Source organism: Alloacidobacterium sp. (assembly GCF_035631355.1).
Lineage (GTDB): Bacteria > Acidobacteriota > Terriglobia > Terriglobales > Acidobacteriaceae > Alloacidobacterium.
The window spans coordinates 68,335-88,526 of the sequence record NZ_DASQIX010000016.1; the positions used below are offsets into that span (position 1 = coordinate 68,335).

The 20,192-nt window shown below is 53.7% G+C and carries 13 protein-coding genes; 9 read left to right on the forward strand and 4 right to left on the reverse strand.

The window, feature by feature from the left end:
• The first annotated feature begins 62 nt into the window (after nucleotides 1-62).
• From VEV40_RS04250 to VEV40_RS04290, 9 genes are all read left to right on the forward strand, one after another.
• Nucleotides 63-2,492: an ABC transporter permease gene (locus VEV40_RS04250; protein ID WP_324830408.1), complete on the forward strand. Its 2,430-nt coding sequence runs from the start codon at nucleotides 63-65 to the stop codon at nucleotides 2,490-2,492.
• 102 nt (nucleotides 2,493-2,594) lie between these two features.
• On the forward strand, nucleotides 2,595-4,103 hold the full coding sequence (locus tag VEV40_RS04255) for a B12-binding domain-containing radical SAM protein (protein WP_324830409.1): 1,509 nt from the start codon (nucleotides 2,595-2,597) through the stop codon (nucleotides 4,101-4,103).
• 1 nt (nucleotide 4,104) lies between these two features.
• Nucleotides 4,105-5,610, forward strand: coding sequence for a radical SAM protein (locus tag VEV40_RS04260; protein ID WP_324830410.1), 1,506 nt, complete (start codon nucleotides 4,105-4,107; stop codon nucleotides 5,608-5,610).
• Nucleotides 5,610-7,007: a B12-binding domain-containing radical SAM protein gene (locus VEV40_RS04265; RefSeq protein WP_324830412.1), complete on the forward strand. Its 1,398-nt coding sequence runs from the start codon at nucleotides 5,610-5,612 to the stop codon at nucleotides 7,005-7,007. Before VEV40_RS04260 ends, VEV40_RS04265 begins: the two co-directional genes overlap by 1 nt.
• Complete coding sequence (locus VEV40_RS04270; protein ID WP_324830413.1) at nucleotides 7,004-7,816, forward strand: class I SAM-dependent methyltransferase; 813 nt, start codon at nucleotides 7,004-7,006, stop codon at nucleotides 7,814-7,816. Before VEV40_RS04265 ends, VEV40_RS04270 begins: the two co-directional genes overlap by 4 nt.
• Before the next feature lie 4 nt (nucleotides 7,817-7,820).
• A complete protein-coding gene (locus tag VEV40_RS04275) occupies nucleotides 7,821-9,284 on the forward strand; it encodes a B12-binding domain-containing radical SAM protein (protein ID WP_324830414.1) in 1,464 nt (487 codons plus the stop codon).
• The gene (locus VEV40_RS04280) at nucleotides 9,233-11,212 is read left to right on the forward strand and encodes a methyltransferase domain-containing protein (protein ID WP_324830415.1); all 1,980 of its coding nucleotides are present in this window, start codon (nucleotides 9,233-9,235) and stop codon (nucleotides 11,210-11,212) included. The genes VEV40_RS04275 and VEV40_RS04280 overlap by 52 nt, the downstream gene beginning before the upstream one ends.
• The gene (locus VEV40_RS04285; protein ID WP_324830416.1) at nucleotides 11,200-12,231 is read left to right on the forward strand and encodes a radical SAM protein; all 1,032 of its coding nucleotides are present in this window, start codon (nucleotides 11,200-11,202) and stop codon (nucleotides 12,229-12,231) included. Before VEV40_RS04280 ends, VEV40_RS04285 begins: the two co-directional genes overlap by 13 nt.
• A 92-nt stretch (nucleotides 12,232-12,323) precedes the next feature.
• A complete protein-coding gene (locus tag VEV40_RS04290; RefSeq protein WP_324830417.1) occupies nucleotides 12,324-13,496 on the forward strand; it encodes a Gfo/Idh/MocA family oxidoreductase in 1,173 nt (390 codons plus the stop codon).
• Nucleotides 13,497-13,504: 8 nt separating this feature from the next.
• Here the strand turns inward: VEV40_RS04290 and VEV40_RS04295 are convergent, their stop codons facing one another.
• From VEV40_RS04295 to VEV40_RS04310, 4 genes are all read right to left on the reverse strand, one after another.
• A complete protein-coding gene (locus VEV40_RS04295) occupies nucleotides 13,505-15,211 on the reverse strand; it encodes a CRTAC1 family protein (RefSeq protein WP_324830418.1) in 1,707 nt (568 codons plus the stop codon).
• Nucleotides 15,208-16,062, reverse strand: a complete 855-nt coding sequence (locus tag VEV40_RS04300) for a tetratricopeptide repeat protein (protein ID WP_324830419.1) — start codon at nucleotides 16,060-16,062, stop codon at nucleotides 15,208-15,210. The genes VEV40_RS04295 and VEV40_RS04300 overlap by 4 nt, the downstream gene beginning before the upstream one ends.
• 140 nt (nucleotides 16,063-16,202) lie before the next feature.
• A complete protein-coding gene (locus VEV40_RS04305) occupies nucleotides 16,203-19,526 on the reverse strand; it encodes a TonB-dependent receptor (protein ID WP_324830420.1) in 3,324 nt (1,107 codons plus the stop codon).
• Nucleotides 19,527-19,846: 320 nt separating this feature from the next.
• A partial coding sequence (locus VEV40_RS04310) for an FGGY-family carbohydrate kinase (protein ID WP_324830422.1) occupies nucleotides 19,847-20,192 on the reverse strand: 346 nt, incomplete at its 5' end.

The window sequence follows — 20,192 nt, forward strand, 5'->3', positions numbered from 1 at the left end:
TTAGCTACTTATTAGAATTGGCCCGTGACCTGCTCTAATTCGTTTGCTTGAGGGATCAGCCAATGTACTTCTGCTATGCTCTGCGCCAATTTCGCAAGAATCCTGGATTCGCTATCACCTCGGTTCTGACGCTTGCCATCGGTATCGGAGCGACGACTACCATCTTCAGCCTCGTCTATGGAGTGCTGCTGCGACCGCTGCCGTTCCCGCAATCGGACCGCCTGGTGTGGCTGAATCAGCAGGACCACTCCCTCCCAGGGATAGCGGCAGAGTCATTGAGCTATCCGGACTACTTCGACTGGCGCGCGCAGAACCATACCCTCAGCGGCATTGCCTGCTACCGGGGCGGAAATGTGACCTTCTTCGGCAATGGAGAAACGCAACACCTTGAATCGCAGGTGGTCTCTGCAAACTTCTTTCAGGTATTGGGCATAGCTCCCATGCTCGGCAGAGATTTCCGATGGGAAGAAGAGAAACCCGGCAACCGCGCCGTGATGCTCAGCTATGGGTTGTGGCAATCGGCGTTCGGCTCTGCGAAAGATATTGTTGGGCGCTCGGTCCAGCTTGGCGATGATGATTATACGGTCACTGGCGTCATGCCAAAGAGCTTCCAATTCCCTCTCGATGACCCTGCGCCGCAGCTATGGATTTCGCTCGCCACAGATGCTGGCGGAAAGGACCCGGCAACCAGTCAGCGCGGCTTTGATACGCTGGAAACGATTGGGCGGCTGAAACCTGGAGTGACTTTGCAGCAGGCAAAAGCTGACCTGAGCGTGATTGCCGGCAATCTTGCGAAGCAATATCCGGACAGCAACAAGTGGTACACCTCTGCCCTCGCTGAACCCGAGCTTGAACATCTGACAGGAGACACAAGACCTGCGTTGCGGGTACTCTTTGGCGCGGTTGCGCTGGTGCTCTTGATCGCCTGCGCGAATGTCGCCGGGCTTCTGCTGGCGCGTGGCTCACAGCGTAGCGCCGAATTCGCTCTGCGCTCGGCCATAGGCGCAAGCCGGGGCGAAATCATGCGGCAGGTAATTGCTGAGTCTGTGATTCTGTCCTTATGTGGCGGCATTGCAGGAATTGCACTTGCGGGGGGCCTGCTCAAAGCGACCATCAGCCTCCTGCCGGTTGAGATTCCGCGCATCAGTCAGGTGTCCGTCAACGGCGCAGTACTGGCGTTCGCCGTCATTGTTTCAATACTCACCGGCATCACTTTTGGCCTGCTGCCGGCATGGCGCATGTCGCAGGTTGAGCCGACTACCGCGCTGCGCGAGGGTTCGCGTCATGCAAGCGGGGGCCGCGCCCGGCATGGACTGCAAAGCAGCCTGGTGATTGCACAGACGGCCATCGGACTGGTGTTGCTGGTTGCGTCTGGACTGCTGATACGCAGCTTCATCCACATTCTTCAAGTTGATCCGGGATTCGATGCGAGGAACGTGCTGACGGCAAGACTTGGAGTTACGTTCGACCACCGATATAACCATGACCAGCACTATCAATTCTATGAACAATTACTGACGAAGCTGTCAGCGCAGCCCGGGATAAAAGCGGCATCGGCGGGATGGCCGCTGCCTTTCTCCGACAGCCACGCCACAGTCTCGATTGCCATTGAAGGTAAACCTGTGGCGAAGGGAGACGAGCCCAGCGAGGACATAGGCGTGGTCATGCCCGGCTACTTTGAAACTATGCGCATTCCGCTGCTTTCAGGTCGCACATTCACGGAACAGGATGGATTGAAAAGCGCACCGGCTATCACTATCAATCAGGCATTTGCGGACAAATACTTCCCCGGTGAAAATCCCATCGGCAAGCGTATCCGGGCAGAACTGGGCGATGACGTGTTGGTGCATCCGATGCGCGAAGTGGTAGGAGTAGTAGGAAACACGAAGCACCTGGGGCTTACTACTGATGCAGCGCCTATGTACTATCTCCCATACGCGCAGGCAGTGATTACGAACCCCTACCTCGTCATTCGCTCCAGCAGCGATCCGGCGAACCTATCCAATATGCTGCGCGGCATCGTGTCGCAATTGGATCCGGAAGTTCCGGTGTATCAGGTGGCCACGCTTGAAAGCTACGTTTCGAAATCCTCTGCGCAACCGCGCTTCCAGACATGGCTGTTAGGCTGCTTTGCCGGGGTTGCGCTATTGCTCTCGGCGATAGGGCTCTACAGTCTGCTGTCCTATATCGTCGTTCAACGCGCCTTCGAGATCGGGCTGCGCATGGCGATTGGCGCGCAGCGCGCGGATGTATTGCGCATGGTAATGAAACGCGGTTTGCGGCTTGTGGTGATAGGCCTCATCATCGGGCTGGCGGTTTCTGCTTCGCTCACAAGGTTCCTCAGCCACATGCTCTACGGAGTAAGACCGCTTGATGCCTTCACCTTTGCCATTGTCAGCATCATCCTGCTGGCGGTGTCGGCAGTGGCCAGCTTTGCTCCGGCATGGCGCGCGTCTCATCTGGAGCCGATGAAGACCTTACACGATCAGTGAATCTGGCTGTTCCCTGAAGAACAGATGACATTCCTGTGACAATCCGGAGACACATTCAAGCTCCGCGTTTCTTACTCTAGTCGCAAGCGTAAAGGCATTACCTTGCGAAAATCTCGAAAAATTGTCTTCTTTTTTCCGTCGTTTGCAAGCTCTGAGGCCACCGCGCCGCTTGGCATTCTGGCTGTTGCCACTCCTTTGCTCCGCGCCGGCTTTGAGATCGTTCTGGTGGACTCGACGATCACGCCTAATTTCAAACAGCGCGTGCTGAATGAAGTCCGTGACGCGCTTTGCCTGGGCGTTTCGCTCGTAACCGGACCAATGATTCGGGAAACAGTCGAGATTGCGCGGGCCGTGAAGGCTTGGAACCCCGATTTTCCCATCGTCCTTGGCGGATGGCATCCTTCCCTGTTGCCGAAGCAGACCCTCGAGGCTCCTTATGTCGATTACATCGTCCGTGGTCAGGGCGAAGACACGTTTCTGGAGTTGGTCCAGCACATCGCGAATGGTTCAGCTCCGGATTTTGTCTCGGGGATCGGCTTCAAGCGCGACGGGCGCATGATTATGACGCCGGAACGTCCGCTGAAACCGCTGGTCGAAATGCCGCCGAAGGCTTATCACATCGCAGATTTCGATGCTTATGAGCGCAGTTGCGGCAGACGCTGGGCCATGTACACCTCAAGCTTGGCGTGCCCATTCAACTGCTCATACTGCACGAACTCCGGCGTATATGGACGCAAATGGAATGCGCTGCCACCGGAACAGTTCGTCGAAGAGACGGTGGATCTCAGCCGCAGATATGCGCTGGAGATGCTGTGGATTGTCGATGACAATTTTCTGGTCGATTTGGATCGCGCACGCGGGATTGCAGAGGGATTGGTGCGCGAGAAGTCCCACTATCGCTGGAGCATTCAGGCGACGACGAACCTCACCTCGCGCCTTTCCGTTGAAGACCTCAAACTGTTGAATCGGGCCGGTCTTCACCAGATTTGCCAGGGAGTCGATTCCGGATCGCATGCCATTCTCCGCGCCATGCATAAGGACTGGCAGGATTTCGAGTCGATCAATGAAAGCGCATCGCGCTGTCTTGCCGCGGGCATTCGTCCTTCCTTCAACATCATTTTCGCTTTTCCGGGCGAAGGCAGAAAAGAGCGTCGCGAAACCATCAACTTTATGATGGACATGTGCCGACGTCTTCCCGGCACCGAGTTTTGGACCAACATTTTTACGCCATATCCAGGCTCGCCTATCTTCGAGAAAACCGCGGAACTTGGCATCGAAGTTCCCAAATCGCTGGAAGCATGGGCTGACTTCTTTCCGCGCTATACAAGACTGCCGTGGCTTGACGGAGCAGAACACACGCGTCTGCAGGTAACCCGCGACTATCTCCGCATCGCCTTCGATCGCATTCCCATTGCGGCCGACAGACGCGGCCCAATCACTCGCCTTGCGCAGAAGAGCATTTCTTTTCCTGCCCGGTGGCGACTCGACCGGGACATCTACAAATTTCCTGTGGAGCTTTGGTTGAACAACAAGCTGAAAAAGTACACCGCCATGAAGCCTGCCGTGGACGCTAAACGGCTTGCGAATACTCCGGCGGAAGCTGCGTGCTGATATGAGCGATCTGGGAAAAGAGCGCCGTGTAGTTGGCAGCCAGACCGATGTGCTGCTGACGCACTCGTATCACCTTCCGTACGACCAGAAACAGATGCGCAAGATGTCGCCGTACTCACCTATCGGCACGCTGTATGCGGCTTCAGCGCTGCAAGCCAAAGACATCTCGGTTGCAGTGTTCGATCCTATGCTTGAGGAACCGATCACAGGCATCGCTCGCGCATTGGAAAGACATCGTCCGCGGATTGTCGCCATCTACGAAGATGACTTCAATTTTCTTTCCAAAATGTGCCTGACACGGATGCGAGAGGTTGCATTCATGATTGCAGCAGCCGCCCGTCAGGCCGGTGCGGCGGTAATCGCGCACGGTTCGGACGCGACCGACAATGCCAGATTGTTTCTGGATAACGATGTGGACTACATACTGCAAGGTGAGGCAGAGGAAACGTTGGCAGAGCTGTGCTCTACGCTTTTGCGTTCGGAGCCAGTCAGCGATATTGCTGGACTCGTCCGCCTTGATGCGCAAAAACATCTTGCATATAGTTCGCAAAGACATTCACGGAACCCTGAATGGGCTGCACTCGCAGCGCCTTCGCGAAGCCTGATTGATCTAGAGCCATATCGGAAGGCCTGGAAGCAGGCACACGGATACTTTTCGATGAACATGGCAGCCAGCAGAGGATGCCCCTTCCATTGCAACTGGTGCGCAAAGCCCATCTCCGGCAATAAGTTTCATCTGCGTCCGGCGAAAGAAGTCGCTGAAGAAATGCGGCAACTCAAGGTGGAAGCGCAGGCGGAGCATGTCTGGTTCGGCGACGACATTTTTGCGCTGAATCACAACTGGGTGCAGGAATTTGCCGTCGAAGTGAAGGCGCGAGACGCTTCTGTTCCATTCAAGATTCAATCGCGCGCCGACCTGATGAGTGAATCAACGGTGGCTGCATTGAAATTGGCCGGCTGTGCTGAAGTGTGGATGGGCGTAGAGTCCGGCTCACAAAAAATTCTGGACGCCATGGACAAGCGCCTGAAACTCTCAGCCGTTGTGACTGCACGCCGGCGTTTGCAAAGAGCTGGAATACGGGCCTGCTATTTTTTGCAATTCGGATACCCGGGGGAACGATGGGAGGAGCTTCAGGAAACGATTGCGTTCGTCCGCAGAACACGCCCGGATGATATCGGCATTTCGTTTTCCTATCCTCTGCCGGGAACCATTTTCTATCAGCGTGTGCAGGCAGAGCTCGGTGCTAAACGCAACTGGGCGGACAGCGATGACCTTTGCATCATGTTTAAGGCCGCTTACACGAGCAGCTTCTACCGCGCTGTGCGGGATGCGCTTCATGCTGAGGTTAGCAATTGGTATTCGGGTGGGATAGGTAAGAATTCCTACATTGAAGAACAGTGGCAGAGTGTCTATGCGTTGGAACCCGTGAGCAGGAATGCGGAATCGACTGAGTTGCCATCAGGGCTGTTTCCAGTCAGCGAGTTGATTGCGGCGAGAGGAATCTGATGCGAGACCTCCTGCTCACGCACGGCTACTTTCTTCTTGAAGACCCCAAGGAACAGCAGATCATGAAGCCCTATGCTCCACTGGGAATTCTTTATATCTGCTCACACCTTCGCAACAAAGGATTCAGCGTCGACGTATTCGATACAACATTTTCCCGCCGCGAAGAGCTCTTAAATTTTCTTCGTGCGGAAAAGCCCTCTGTGCTTGGTATGTATGCAAATCTGATGACACGCGGCAATGTCATTGAGATTCTCTCTGTTGCGCGCGAGGCAGGATGGAAGACAATCGTCGGAGGGCCAGAGCCGGGCGCTTACGCACTTGAATATCTCCAGGCTGGAGCGGACTTCGTCGTATTTGGCGAAGGCGAAGTAACGATGGAAGAGCTTTTGCAGGCTGTGCGCGCCGGAGAAACAGACTTTCTTAAAATTGCAGGCCTCGCTTTTCTCGATAACGCCGGACAGATGCGCCAGACGGCGCCACGCGCACAGATCGCCAATCTTGATCAACAGCCGTGGCCTGCGCGAGAGGCAATTGACATTCAGCGCTATGTCGAGACGTGGCGGACGCACCATGGAACCGGCTCGGTCAACTTCATTACAGCCCGCGGGTGCCCGTATCGCTGTAACTGGTGCAGCCATCAGGTGTTCGGGCAATCACATCGCCGGAGGGATCCGGTCCTTGTAGTGGATGAAGTGGAATGGCTGCTTCGCACATACTCTCCCGACATGGCATGGGTCTCTGATGATGTCTTTACCATCAATCACGCGTGGATGCGCACATATGCGAGCGAAATGCGCCGCCGTGATTTGCACATTCCGTTTGAGTGCATCTCGCGCGCCGACCGCCTGAGTGCTGAAATGTTGGACATTCTTGCAGAGCTTGGCTGCTTTCGCGTCTGGATCGGCTCAGAGAGCGGGTCGCAGCGCATTCTCGATGCGATGGAGCGCGGCGTGAAGATAGAGCAGGTGCAGAACGCCGTAAGGATGAGTCGCGAACGCGGCATCCAGAGTGGCATGTTTCTCATGTGGGGCTATGAAGGAGAAGACCTCGCAGACATTGAGGCCACAATCCGCCATGTTAGCGTTTCGCAACCAGACATTTTTTTTACCACTGTTTCCTACCCGATAAAAGGAACGCCATATTACAAGAGAGTTGCTGATCGACTTGTGCAACTCGAGCCGTGGGGCAAGACGTCTGATCGGGAATTGAAAATTAAAGGCAGACATACCCGGCGCTTTTATGCCTATGCTGACAAGCTGCTGCGTGACGAGGTGGCTCTGGCGCGGCTCCTGCAGGACGAGAACGCATCTGGGCAGTTGGATCTTCCTGTGCTCGAAGCGCGTATTCATGAATCGCGTGCAGGATTGCTCTCCACCTATGCTGAGGTGGAGCAATGACGACCGCACTCGAATCATGTCATGCGGCTGGAGCAGCATTCGATGCGATGGCCGCTCGCTATGATGAGACATTCACTTTCTCGACAGTTGGGCGTGCGCAACGCGAAGTCGTGTGGAACCATGCTGCCAGGACGTTTCATTCTGGAGATCACATCCTTGAACTTAACTGCGGCACAGGCGAAGATGCGTTGTTCCTTGCCCACAGAGGGATTCATGTCACGGCATGTGATGCTTCAGAGCGGATGATCTACCATGCAAAGGCGCGGAAGGATCTGGAGGCTCCGCATGCCTCGATAAGTTTCCGGGTGTTGCCTACGGAACACGTATATGAATTAGCGGGGCACCAGCTGTGTGACGGCGTGTTTTCCAACTTCTCCGGCCTGAACTGTGTTGCCGATCTTCGACAGGTCGCACGCACGCTCTCATCGCTTTTGCATCCAGGAGCGAAGCTGCTTCTTTGCTTTTCTACGCGATTTTGTATCTGGGAACTGTTTTACTACACAGCAAGAGGCAATTTCCGCAAAGCTGTGCGCCGTTGGCGTGGAGTATCGCCAGTCAGCTTTGATAACCAGTCGTTTTTCGTTTACTACCCAACCATTAGAGCGCTGCGCAAATCCTTTGCTCCTGAATTCACGCTGCGCTCAGTAACGGGCATCGGCATCTCTGTTCCGCCGTCTTATCTGGAACGATGGATCGGCAAACATCCTCGGCTGCTCTCTGCAATGATGCGCTTTGACAAGGCCGTATGCGATCTCCCGCTCTTTCGGAATATTGGCGATCACATGCTGCTGCTGCTGGAGAAATGCTAGGTCCATGATCATCCTCTTTCATCCGCGTGCTACCAGGCCTCGCAACCGCCGCCTTCCTCTCGCGGTGCTTGCTCTGGCTGCTGTGCTGGAAGGCCGCGAAGAGTACGAGATTGTAGACGGAAATGTGGATGAGAAGCCTGTTGATTCAATACTGTCTCTTATCGACAGGCATAACGTCGAACTTCTCGGAGTGTCCTGCATGCCTGGACCACAGATGGCCGCCGGGATGGAAGTTTCGCGCGAGATAAGAAAATTGCGACCACATGTCAGGATTGCGTGGGGAGGGTATTTTCCGTCTATCTATCATGAGGCAGCGTTAAACGCGAAATATGTGGACTTTGTAGTGCGCGGCCAGGGCGAAGACACTCTGCTGGAATTGATTGATGCTCTGCGCGGCAAACGCACGCTCGACAGTATTCTCGGGCTTTCTTACAAAGACGCGTTCGGGCTACATCGAAATAATGCAGAACGCCCAATGAAGGGGCCGGACGCATTCCCCTGGTCGCCATTCCATCGCTTGCCGGTGGAGAAATATCTGCGCCCATCCTTCTTCGGAAAGCGCACTGCTGTGCATCATGCGAGCATTGGCTGCCCATTTAATTGCAGCTTCTGCGGCGTACATGCCGCCTATGGACGCGAAGAGCGCATGGAGTCGCCAGAGCGGACTGTAGCCATTCTTAGGCATCTAGTCTCAGAGTACGGCGCAGACTCTGTGCAGTTCTATGACATGAACTTCTTTCTGCGCGAAGACCACGCGCGCAAACTGATGGACCTGATGATCCCGCTCAACTTGCGCTGGTGGTGCGAGGCCCGCGTGGACATCATGTCACGCTATTCAGACGAAACGATGGCGGCCATTAAACACGCGGGCTGCGCGATGATTTTCTTCGGTGCAGAATCCGGGTCAGAATGGGCGCTCAAAGAAATGCAGAAAGGAATTACCACCGAGCAAACGCTGACTATGGCGCGCCGCACGCGTGATTTCGGAATCATTCCGGAATTTTCGTTTGTCGTCGGCAATCCGAATGATCCGGAACGCGATACGAAGGAAACCCTGGGATTCATTCGCAGGATCAAACGCATCAATCCAGACTCCGAGATTATTGTGCAGCACTACACCCCAACTCCACAGCGCGGAGCGATGTATGGCGATGTAGATGGAAAGATATCGTTTCCGGATACGCCGGCAGAATGGGCCACGAAGCCATGGATGGACTTTACATTGCGCATCGACACAAGAGCGCCGTGGATGAAGCACAAGACCAAGAAATTGATCGATAACTTTGAGATTGTGATTGGCTCCCGCTGGCCGACTGTGCAGGATATACGCGCGCCGCGCTGGAGTCGCGTGCTGCTGAAAACACTTAGCGCATGGCGCTATGCGCTTCGCATTTACAGCTTTCCAATTGAGTTGCAATGGGCCAACCAGTTGATTCAACTGAGAAGACCGAAGCGCGAGAGTCTGTGAGCGCATCAACTCAGGTCGCGGACGAAACGCTGCTTAAAGACGCGTTTTCAGCCTGGGCAGAAGTTTATGACCTTCGGCAGAACCCCCTCCTGGCGCTCGAAGAGCGCTACCTTCTCCGCCTTCTTCCGAGAATTAAAGGACGTGACGTTCTTGACGTTGGCTGCGGCACGGGTAGATGGCTCGCTCAACTAAGCCAATTGAATTTGCGGACTTTGCATGGCATGGATTTCTCGCAGGAAATGCTTTCAAAGGCGGCAGCTAGACATATTCCGAATACGCAGTTGTCTCTAGCCCCTTGTACTGAACTGCCTATCGAGAATGCCAGTATCGATGTGCTGCTTGCTTCGTTTGTATTGAGCTACGTCGATGACTTGAGCAAAGTCGCGCAAGAGTTTGCACGGGTCGTAAGACCGCAGGGCAATTTAGTACTAACGGATATGCACCCGGAAACAGCCGTCAGCCTTCACTGGGAGCGCGCATTCTCTACAAGCGAAGCAAAGATGAGTCTGCCGGCAAGACATCGCAGCATTGAAGAGATTGTCAAAACCTTTAGTACTGAAGGTTTTATTGTGCGGACAATCATAGAGCCCTCTTTCGGCCTGCCGGAAAAGGGCATCTTTGCCGCACATGACAAAATTGATTACTTTGCCGAAGCAGAGCATTTACCTGCAATCTATCTGCTGCATTTATTTAAATCTCCTGTTTCTGATACGGAGTCACCACTGCGTAAAAAGCTTCTTTATAGAGGACAATGCGCGGTTGGCCCGCACGAGAAGACTTCAGCGGCTCTTATGACAAATGAGAGAACAGTTGAGACAATAAATAGCCGAGTTTCAGAGGCAATGGCAAGATCTGGAGCAATTGATCTCTCCGGATATCTTCTTTTTCCCGGACTTCTTAATGCCCATGATCATCTGGAATTTGCTCTCTTTCCAAAACTTGGCAGAGGCCATTATCAAAATGCTACGCAGTGGGCGCAGAATATTCAGAAAAACGATGCAGATGTCATTGCTTTGCATCGAAGAGTTCCAAAACGTACGCGCCTGTGGTGGGGAGGCATCCGCAATTTACTTAGCGGAGTCACAACCGTCTGTCATCACAATCCGATCGATCCGTGTTTGCTGGAGCGAGATTTTCCTGTGCGCGCCATCTCACATTTTGGATGGGAGCATTCGCTTGCGTTTGCAGGAGATGTAAAGGCCGCGCATGACAATACGCCTGAAAGTCATCCCTTTATCATTCATGCCTGCGAGGGTATCGATGAGGGCTCGTCAGCAGAACTAAGAACACTTGACGAACTCGGAGTGCTCGATCAGCGAACTGTGATCGTGCATGGACTTGCCCTAGATGAAGATGGCATAGTGCTGCTAAACACGCGAGGCTCATCTCTGATTGCATGCCCGTCTTCAAATCAATTCCTTTTTGGCAAGGCGCCTTCGCAGCAAATCCTGAATTCAGTCACACGTCTGGCATTGGGCAGCGATTCTTCGCTCACGGCAACAGGCGATCTCCTCGATGAGATTCGTTTTGCAGTGGAGACATGCCGACTGACTCCGCAAAGGCTTTACTCATTAGTAATGGACTCTCCCAGTTCGATCCTCCATTCTGAAAATGGCGGCCAAATTCGGCCAGGAAGTCTGGCTGACCTCATCGCTGTGCGCGACCGAAATGGCGATCCTGCCGAAGTCCTCTGTTCGCTCTCAGCGAACGATATCGAACTTGTTTTGCTGGAAGGCCGTGTGCAACTTGCTTCAGAGCCAATTTTCGAGAAACTGTCACAAGACGATAGAGAAGGATTAGAGCCACTATCCATTGATGGAAGCGTTCGCTGGCTCCGAGCACCGATAGACAACCTGCTTCGCGAAGCTGAGGATGTTCTTGGTAAAAGCCAGGTTCGTCTAGGAGGGCGTTTACTATGCCGGCCATAGCTGTAAGCGAAAAACTGAACTCCTCTCGGAATACTGACTATTCCAATCAGATCACGAAATTACCTATTCTGATTCTGAACGTTCACGAGCGATGCAACTGCCGTTGCCTGATGTGCGATATCTGGAAACGTGATAGCAACGGCGAACTGAATGTCAAGAGTCTTACACATCATCGAGATTCGATCATCAATCTGGGTGTACGCCAGATCGTGCTGACGGGCGGCGAACCTTTAATGCACAGCAATCTTGGCGCGATTTGTTCCTTTCTTAAAGAATGCGGCGTCACAATTACGCTGCTTTCCACCGGACTGCTGCTTAGGAAACGCGCAGACCTTGTGGCTTCATCGGTGGATGAGATCATCGTCTCACTCGATGGGCCTGAAGAAATCCATGATCGTGTCCGTCGCGTGCGAGGAGCTTTCCAACTGATGCGAGAAGGCATCCTCGCAGTGCGGCGATTGAATCCGAAAATGCCTATTCACGGGCGCACTACGGTGCAGAAAGCAAATCATACGCTGCTAAGGCAAACGGTACAGGCGGCTCACTCTCTTGGCCTTGACTCAATTTCTTTTCTTGCCGCCGACGTAACTTCGCAAGCCTTCAACCGGGAACTCGTCTGGCCGGGAGAACGCCAGAGCGAGATTGCGCTCTCGATGGATGAGGTCGATGCTCTTGATATGGAGATCGATCTGCTTCTTCGCAAGTTCGGCGCCGATATCCGTTCAAAATATATTGTCGAACCAGAAGAGAAGCTTCGTCGTATTTCAAGACATTTTTGGGCATACTTGGGACAGATTCCGGCAGAAGCGCCGCGGTGCAATGCGCCGTGGGTCTCTGCTGTAGTCGAAGTTGACGGAACCGTGCGCCCCTGCTTCTTTCATCCAAAGATTGGCAGCATCAAGACAGCAAATCTTGAAGAAGCCCTGAACAATGAAACCGCACAAACTTTCCGAAGCACGCTGGACGTTTCGCAAAATCCCGTATGTCAGCGGTGCGTGTGCTCCCTGCACTATAAGTAATCTCGATATTTCCCATCCAGCCTTCATTGCACCTGATTACAACAACCGTTGATATAAGATTGACGGGAAATAAAAAGGGGCACGACACACCAATGTCACTTCAGACCACTCGTCGCAGTTTTCTCGTTGCAGGTAGTCTCACGGCACTTGCTTCCACCAAAGTTCTTGGCGCTAACGATACCATTCGCATTGGAGTGATAGGGGCGGGGGGACGCATGGAATCGCTGCTCGATTGTGCCGATCAAGTCGGGCCCTGCCAGATTGTGGCCGTCAGCGATGTGTACGCGCCACGGCGCGATGCGGTCAAGGATCGATCAAACGGCATTGCCACCACCCATCTTGATTATCACGAGGTGCTGGACAAAGACATTGACGCCGTCATCATCGCATCGCCTGATCATTGGCATGTTCGCATGGCAGTGGACGCGCTCTCCGCAGGCAAAGATGTCTATCTGGAAAAACCGGTGACACACACCATTGAAGAAGGCGCGACCCTCACGCGCGCAGTTCGCTCCAGCAAGCAGGTTCTGCAATGCGGCATGCAGCAACGCAGTTGGGCCCACTTTCGGGACGCCGTTGATCTGATTCAAGGAGGCAGTCTCGGCCGCGTACCGCAGGTGCGGACTTATTGGTGGCAGAATTATTTGCGCGGAGGAAAGTCAAAGCCGGTGGACACGCAGGCGCTCGATTGGAAGCTCTGGCTTGGCTCCGCTCCAGATCAGCCTTTCAGCGAAGAAAAGTTCTACCGCTGGCGCTGGTTCTGGAACTTTGGCGGTGGCGCCATGACTGATCTGTTCACGCATTGGATCGACGTAGCGCAATGGGCCATGAAGGCCGACCAGCCGCATGAAGCATTTATGCTAGGCAATAAATACATCTTTGAACAATGGGACTGCCCAGATACTGTACAGGCGGCTTTTCGCTACCCAGGGTTCGACGTTGTCTATGAGGGCATGATGGCCTCGTCCATTGATGACGGCGGTCTTGAATTTCGCGGGACGGAGGCAACGCTGAAGATCGATCGAAGCGGATTCGCCGTATATCGCGAAGGCGTGCAGAAGAAGCAGAATCCTGTACTCAAGTCGGAGAGCTTCCGCGATGGAACTATTTCGCATATGCAGAATTTCTTCGAGTGTGTCCGCTCGCGCAAGGAGCCGAACGCTCCGGTTGAAACCGGCATAGCTGCGGCGCGCGCCGGCCAGATTGCCAACCTTGCCTACCATCGCAACGGCCAGATTTCTTGGCCTCCGAAAGCACAGTCCTAAGCCATCGCTCAGGACTTTATGCCCTCGCCTTCGATGATGGTGATGTATTTATCGACTGGCAGATTGGTGAATCGCTCGGTTGCGTCGCTTGGATCCGGCCATTTCACTTCCAGCCAGTCAATCTTCGTCCGCTTGCCGAGACCGAGCACCAGGCGCGGGTCGTGCGATGAGAGGAAGCTTCCGCCGCCAACCTTCGTCCGGCTGCGCTTCAAATCTCCGGCCTGATATGTCACACGCGCGCCAACCGCATCGCGATTTGCCTTCTTCCCTACCAGCTTGATACCCAGCCAGTGGTTGCCCTGCGCGGCGGTATTACGAAGCAGCAACGGCGCTGCGTCATTTACTGAGACAAGAACGTCCACCGCGCCGTCGTTGTCGAAATCGCCAATGGTGAGACCTCTTGCAGAAAGCGGCCGCGCGAAGATCGGGCCACTTTCCGCGCTCACGTTATGAAATGTTTTCCCATCGCCGTGAAAAAGGAGCATCGGCTCGCGGTAAGTTACGTCTTTTTCGATGGTCTCGATCATGTCATCGGGATTACCGTTCGCAAGAAAGAGATCGAGATCACCATCGTTGTCATAGTCAAAGAACTTTAATCCCCAGCCGCTCATCAGACGTGTTGCCGAACCGATATCAGTGACGTTAGCCTGGTCGTCGAACGTCTCGTCGTGGTTATTCTGGTAAAGCGAAAACTTTTCATGGTCAATGTTGGCCACGAAGAGGTCCATCCATCCGTCCTGGTTGAAGTCTGCGGCATCCACACCCATTCCCGAACGAGGACGGCCCGTCTCGCTGAAACCCACACCCGCGAGGGCGGCAATCTCCTCAAATTTGCCGTTGCCGCGATTCATGAAGAGGAAGTTCGCGGTCGTATCGTTGGCGACAAAGAGGTCCATCCTGCCGTCTTTATTCAGGTCAGCCGCAACCGCACCCCAGGCTTTCCCCAGATGCTTCGCAATACCCGACGACAAGCTGACGTCGGTAAATGTACCGTCTCCATTGTTATGAAAGAGCCAGCTTGGCATTGGCTTGTAAAGTCGCGGAACGCAATAACCCGGCTTGTTGTTGTAGGTCACGCAGGGAAGGTTCTTCGATTTACTGAAGTCGACAAACTGGCAGACGAACAGGTCGAGTCGCCCATCGTTGTCGTAGTCAAACCATACCGCGCTTGACGCCCACCCGGGAGCGGCGATACCAGCTTTTTCCGTTATATCGGAGAAGGTGCCGTCGCCATTGTTGTGATACAGAATGCTGCGTCCATACTGCGTGACGTAGATATCAGGGAAGCCATCTCCGTCGTAGTCGCCAACCGCGACGCCTTGGCCATACCCTCCACCAGCCACGCCGGCTTTCTCCGTTACGTCGGTGAAAGTCCCGTCCCGATTGTTGCGATAAAGCGCATTGCGAAGCGGCGGATTGGGATTATAGAAGTCGCACTTGCCGCTGTTGACGAGATAGATGTCCATCCATCCATCATTGTTGTAATCGAGAAACGCACAGCCAGCACCGGTTGTTTCCGGCAGATATTTCTCCGCGGATTTTCCCGCGGTATGGACCCAAGCAATATGGCTTGCCGATGCGGGCACTCCTTCAAACGGGTACGCTTGAGCTGCAAATGCCGATTCAGTAAAGCAGCCAAATTTAGCAAATCCAGCAGCACCGACAATCGTCCAAAGAAAGCGCCTGCGCGAGAGTTCTGTTGCCGAAAAGCTCACTGCGGATTCGCGCTCCCCTGACTGGTCTTCTGCTGCAGGGCCAGCTCGCGCTCTGCATCTTCCTTGCGTCCAGTGCGCGCATAGGCGGTGGCAAGACTGTAATGCCCCGCCGGATTGCCGGGCTGTAGCTTGACTGCCTTCTCCAGCGGACTAATTGCATCGGCATATTTCTTTTGGGCCAGCAAAGACATGCCTAGCCCCATATAAGCATCAGCAAAGCCCGGATCAAGCTGCGTAGCCTTGGTGAAGCGTTCGGCAGCCTCTGTGAAGTCGTTCGCCTGACGCGCCAGCTCTCCCAGAACATACTGCGCGCCTGCATTCGCCGGATCGATGTCCAGTTCCTGCAGGAGCTCCTTCTTCGCCTGTTCCTGGAAATCAGCAGGAGGGTTCGGCTTGGAGAGCAGCAAGCGCGCCAATCGAAAGTGAATTCCTGGATAGCGTGGATTTTCTTCGAGAATCTTGCGATAGTCTTTCTCTGCCTGGTCCCACTTACCCTGCACTTCATTCGCTTCCGCGTCCATTTCGAGAGAAGGTATCGAAGTCGGCGCGGTATGGGCCAGTTCCTGCGCGGCGCGCGTAGAAAGATCAGAATAAGCGTGCACGGATATATACAGAACTTCAGGATCGTGCGGAAACTGCTGATTCAGCATTCGTAGGAAATCAAGCAGAAACCCAGACTCGTGCAGCAATGTCGCACAGCGAACGCCGTCGAGTCCGGACCTCTTTTGCAATTCTTTGTCGCTAATATGTGACGCTGTCCTCGCCAGCAGGGGCAAGGCTTCGGAACAACGCCCGCTCTCAGCAAGCGATGCGGCATGTTCGGCTGTCGTGTTTGCGCTTACAGCGGTCATTTTATTTGATGTCTGAGCAGCGGATGAAAGGCTAACCGCGAATGTCATGAATATTAGGAAGGTTGGCTCGGGGAATCTACGCATAACAAAAATTAAGGGGCAGACAGATGAGTGTCTGCCCCTGAGTGTATCAGTCGCGCCTAATAGTAGAACTTCAGCGCAAATTGGATGTTTCTTGCGGGTTGCGAGGTGTTGATCAACCCAAAGGTTCCGGGATTTGGCGCAAAACTGGTATTCGGGTGCCCCAGTTGCACATTGTTAAATGCGTTCAGGAAATCAGTGCGGAATTGCATGTACATCCTCTCGCTAAAGTGGATGTTTTTCGACAGTCCGAGATCAGTGTCGGTGTAACCAGGTCCCCTGACAGGTCCCTGGGCCGGGCAATTACCGAATGTTCCAGGAACAGGCTCCGAATATCCTGAAGGACTCATCCACTGGTAGCCTTGGAAAGCACCTGAGGATCCGAAGCTCTTTTGCCGTCCGAATATCTGCTGTTGTCCGCAGTTTGGACGAGGACCGCGGCCACCGGTGCCTGACGCATCGTAATCATCATAGACGGCCAGCGGAAAACCACCGTGGATGGAAATGATGGTCGAAGCTTGCCAACCACCTATCACTCCATTAACAACCCTATTCGCATCAGCACCAAACTTCTTACCTCTACCAAAAGGCAGCTCGTAAGTAGCATAGGTTGACAGATTGCTCTTGGAGTCGTAATAGCAACTGGCGTAATCGGCGCCGGGGTTATACAGGTTCTGGTAGTACGGCGACGCCGGAGTAGCCTGTGTGGCCGATCCCCACGTGCCGTAGTATCCGCTGTTGTTGGTCAAACAGTGCGACCAGGTGTAAGCCACCTGACCTTCAAGACCGTTCGAAAGTCGCTGCTGCAATACGGTTTGCAGAGCGTTGTAGTTCATGTAGCCGGTCGAAGCCGTTCCTGACACAGTTGAGATGTCAGAGAGTATGGAATTGGGACCTTGGAAGTACACCCCCGGCTCCGGTTGTCCGTTGACCAGCTGTTCCTGGGCAAATGGAGTCGGAACCATCAAGTGGGTTCCATGTTGGCCTACATAACCAGCCTGGATGGTTGTTGACGGTGTGATCGCGTCCTGCACCGTGAAGTTCCATTGCTGATCCTGTGCGGGTTGAACAGTCTTGTCCCACACATACATAACAGCTCCTGCAAATGGGTCTGTCGGGGAGGCTCCACCTGGCCCCTGCTGAGTCATATAGCTGGGGGTTTTGTACGTCGCAGTAACTTCAGCCGGCGTGAATGGAGGATTTCGTGGAAGGCGCAGGTTTGTGCCTGTACCCTCGAGATAGGAGGAGATGGTGTACGCACCGCGAACGACCGCCTTGCCGTGTAGAGCTTCCGGCGACCAGGCAAAGCCGAAGCGGGGTTGAAATGCATTTTGTCCGTACACCGAGTTGTAGAGAGCGCGGCTGTTGCCATTCTTTCCGGCATATTCCACTTCGCCGGTTTCAAGGTTCATGTTGTCCTGCAGGTTGTTGAGTTCAACCCAGGGCGTATGTGCTTCATAGCGTAGTCCAAGGTTCAAAGTCAGCGATGGAGTCAGCCGCCAATCGTCTTGGAAGTAGCCCGCATAGGTCCATGAGAACTGGTGCCATGAACCGCCGCTGCTGACGCCCTTGCCGGTCGCTTCCGGATAACCCAGGAAGAAGTCGGCTCCCGCATCACCAGAGAACTGACCGCTGAATAAGATAGAGCCATAGGCTCCGCTGTTGCCGGTATAGAAAGTGTTCACCCGATAACGCCACATCTGGAAGCCTGTCTTAAAGACATGTTTGCCATGGGTGATCACCAATCCATCGTTAAACTGAATCACTGTATCAGCGAAATCCTGTTGCACTACGTTGCTGCCAACATTGGTAAGTGTGCCGCCCCCTCCGGGAGAAGGTGCTGTGCCACCGTTAAATCCCAGCAGTAACAGGCCGGGACCAGCGCTGTTGGCATTGGCGATTCCGAGTGATGTTCCGAGGTCGCCAATGCTGGGATCAAAGGCGGCTCCGTTAAAGAGGGTGATCCAGCTTGTCCCGAAGCGGGCTTCGTTCAAGATGCTGGGGCTGAAGGTATGGGTCCATGTGCCCACAACGTTGTGAATCGGAGCCTGCGCGAAGCCATTGCCAAGAATCAGCAGTGAATTACTTCCAGGATCATTCTGATATGCCTGCGAGTAGCGGCCGCTAAAACGATCCTTCTCCGTTATGTTGTAGTCGACTTTAACGTCACCTTGATCGTCGTTGTATGCCTGTGTGACGGTATTGACGGCGTTGTTGATGGAGTTGCCGTTAATTGGCTGCGGATAATATTTGGAGGCAAAAAGATTTTGCGCCACGATATTTTCCTGTGACGTAGGAATCTGATTGTTCGTATAAGGCGCACCTGTGATTGGGTCCTTCAGTTGTATGCCCGGCAGCAGTGCGCTGAAATCACCATTGCGTTCGGCATTAGTGAAAACGGTGATGAAGTTGCTGCTCGCCGGGTGATCGAATCGCTGCCCCTGATAATCGGCAAAGAAGAACAGTTTGTCCTTTATGATTGGGCCGCCAATGGTGCCACCATACATGTTCCAGCGCAGTGCCGCCCTCTTAAGTTCATTGCCTGGACCAAGGAATTTGTTTTCCCATTGGTTGGCGTTCAGGACATCGTTACGGAAGAATTCCCAAACGTCGCCGTGGAAGCTGTTAGTGCCCGACTTGATTGAGGCATTGACAATTCCGCCCTGGAAATTGCCAAACTCAGCTGGAGCATTCGAAGTGATCAGGTTGAATTCCTGGATGGCGTCCGGAGCCGGAGTGACAGCCAGCAGGTTGTCGGAGGTCTGGTTATTGTCCATCCCGTCCAGGATGAAGTTATTGGATTGTTCGCGGTTTCCATTGATATATGGACGACCACCACTAGCTGTGTTGTCACCATTGTTAAAGGTTGAATTGTCAGGATGAATGCTGCCGGGAGCCAGCAATGTTAGCTCTACATAGTTGCGTGTCGCCAACGGAATATCCGTGACGGCTCGCGAATTAATGAGGGTGCTGACCTGCGTCGTATCGGACTGCAGTTGCGGAGCTTCGGATGTGACCTGGACAGTATTAGTTACTGCGCCAACTTGCATCTTGAAATCAAGGCGCGCTGTCTGGTTGAGAACCAAGGTGACGTGCGACCGGACAGTTGTTTCAAAACCGGACGCTTCGATTTTCACATCATAAGTCCCTATCGGAACCTGAGTAAAATTGAATATGCCACTGTCATTTGTTTTAGTTACGTAGACCGTGCCACGATCTGCGTCTGTGGCCGTGACAGTTGCGCCGCTAAGAACCGCACCTGCCGCGTCTACTACTGTGCCTGTAATTGCAGCTGTAATCTGCTGGCCCCACGCATACTGATGGATGCCCGAATATCCCAGCAGCATCCCCAGAGCGAAGCACCATAAGACGACTCTTCTCATACTCGCCTCCTAAGCTTTGACTCAACAGCTTCCGCGGGCGACGTTGCCGCGTACCCGGCAATAGTGGAGACGCAGAACGTCATATTTTTAAAGGCCTCAAAGTTGGACGATGAAGTATTCCTGTACAGCTGACTATACAACTTCATCCATGAAAACGCTGAACAGTATAAGAATTTACGTTTTCGCTTCGGGGTCTACCGCAAAAGTTAGGCATAAGCGTAGGCCAAAAGATTGGGAAACGCAATAAAAGATTTTCACGGCAATAAAGAATTACTAATTAAACATAGTTTTTATTAACGACAGTGCTTTTGACTGGGCCATCAGCATTCCCGCATCTCGGTCAGCACGCCCGCCCAGTATGCGATCCGCTCACGAGATTGACGCGCGCCTTCCAGTGCTGCCAACTGCACTGCAAAGTTACCGATGGTCGAGCTTTCCGCTACTCCGCAGATGAGTTCCAGTCCGGTAGCTTCAGATGTCAGTCGGTTCAGAAACTGGTTCAGGCTGCCTCCACCGACAATCGACAGCCGCTTCAGCTTTTTTCCGGAAAGCTCGGCGGCATTTTGCAACACCTCGGCATAGCGCGCGGCCAGACTGTAAAAGATCAAACTGGCATATTGCGGCATGGCCGATGTGTCTTCTTCAATAGGCTCGAATCCGCGACGC

Excerpts from the sequence above, each read along its gene's own strand:
- VEV40_RS04275 (WP_324830414.1), top strand. The coding sequence starts at position 7,821 with ATGATCATCCTCTTTCATCCGCGTGCTACCAGGCCTCGCAACCGCCGC.
- VEV40_RS04280 (WP_324830415.1), top strand. The coding sequence starts at position 9,233 with ATGGGCCAACCAGTTGATTCAACTGAGAAGACCGAAGCGCGAGAGTCT.
- VEV40_RS04290 (WP_324830417.1), top strand. The coding sequence starts at position 12,324 with ATGTCACTTCAGACCACTCGTCGCAGTTTTCTCGTTGCAGGTAGTCTC.
- VEV40_RS04305 (WP_324830420.1), bottom strand. The coding sequence starts at position 19,526 with ATGAGAAGAGTCGTCTTATGGTGCTTCGCTCTGGGGATGCTGCTGGGA.
- VEV40_RS04270 (WP_324830413.1), top strand. The coding sequence starts at position 7,004 with ATGACGACCGCACTCGAATCATGTCATGCGGCTGGAGCAGCATTCGAT.
- VEV40_RS04250 (WP_324830408.1), top strand. The coding sequence starts at position 63 with ATGTACTTCTGCTATGCTCTGCGCCAATTTCGCAAGAATCCTGGATTC.
- VEV40_RS04300 (WP_324830419.1), bottom strand. The coding sequence starts at position 16,062 with ATGACCGCTGTAAGCGCAAACACGACAGCCGAACATGCCGCATCGCTT.
- VEV40_RS04260 (WP_324830410.1), top strand. The coding sequence starts at position 4,105 with ATGAGCGATCTGGGAAAAGAGCGCCGTGTAGTTGGCAGCCAGACCGAT.
- VEV40_RS04265 (WP_324830412.1), top strand. The coding sequence starts at position 5,610 with ATGCGAGACCTCCTGCTCACGCACGGCTACTTTCTTCTTGAAGACCCC.
- VEV40_RS04285 (WP_324830416.1), top strand. The coding sequence starts at position 11,200 with ATGCCGGCCATAGCTGTAAGCGAAAAACTGAACTCCTCTCGGAATACT.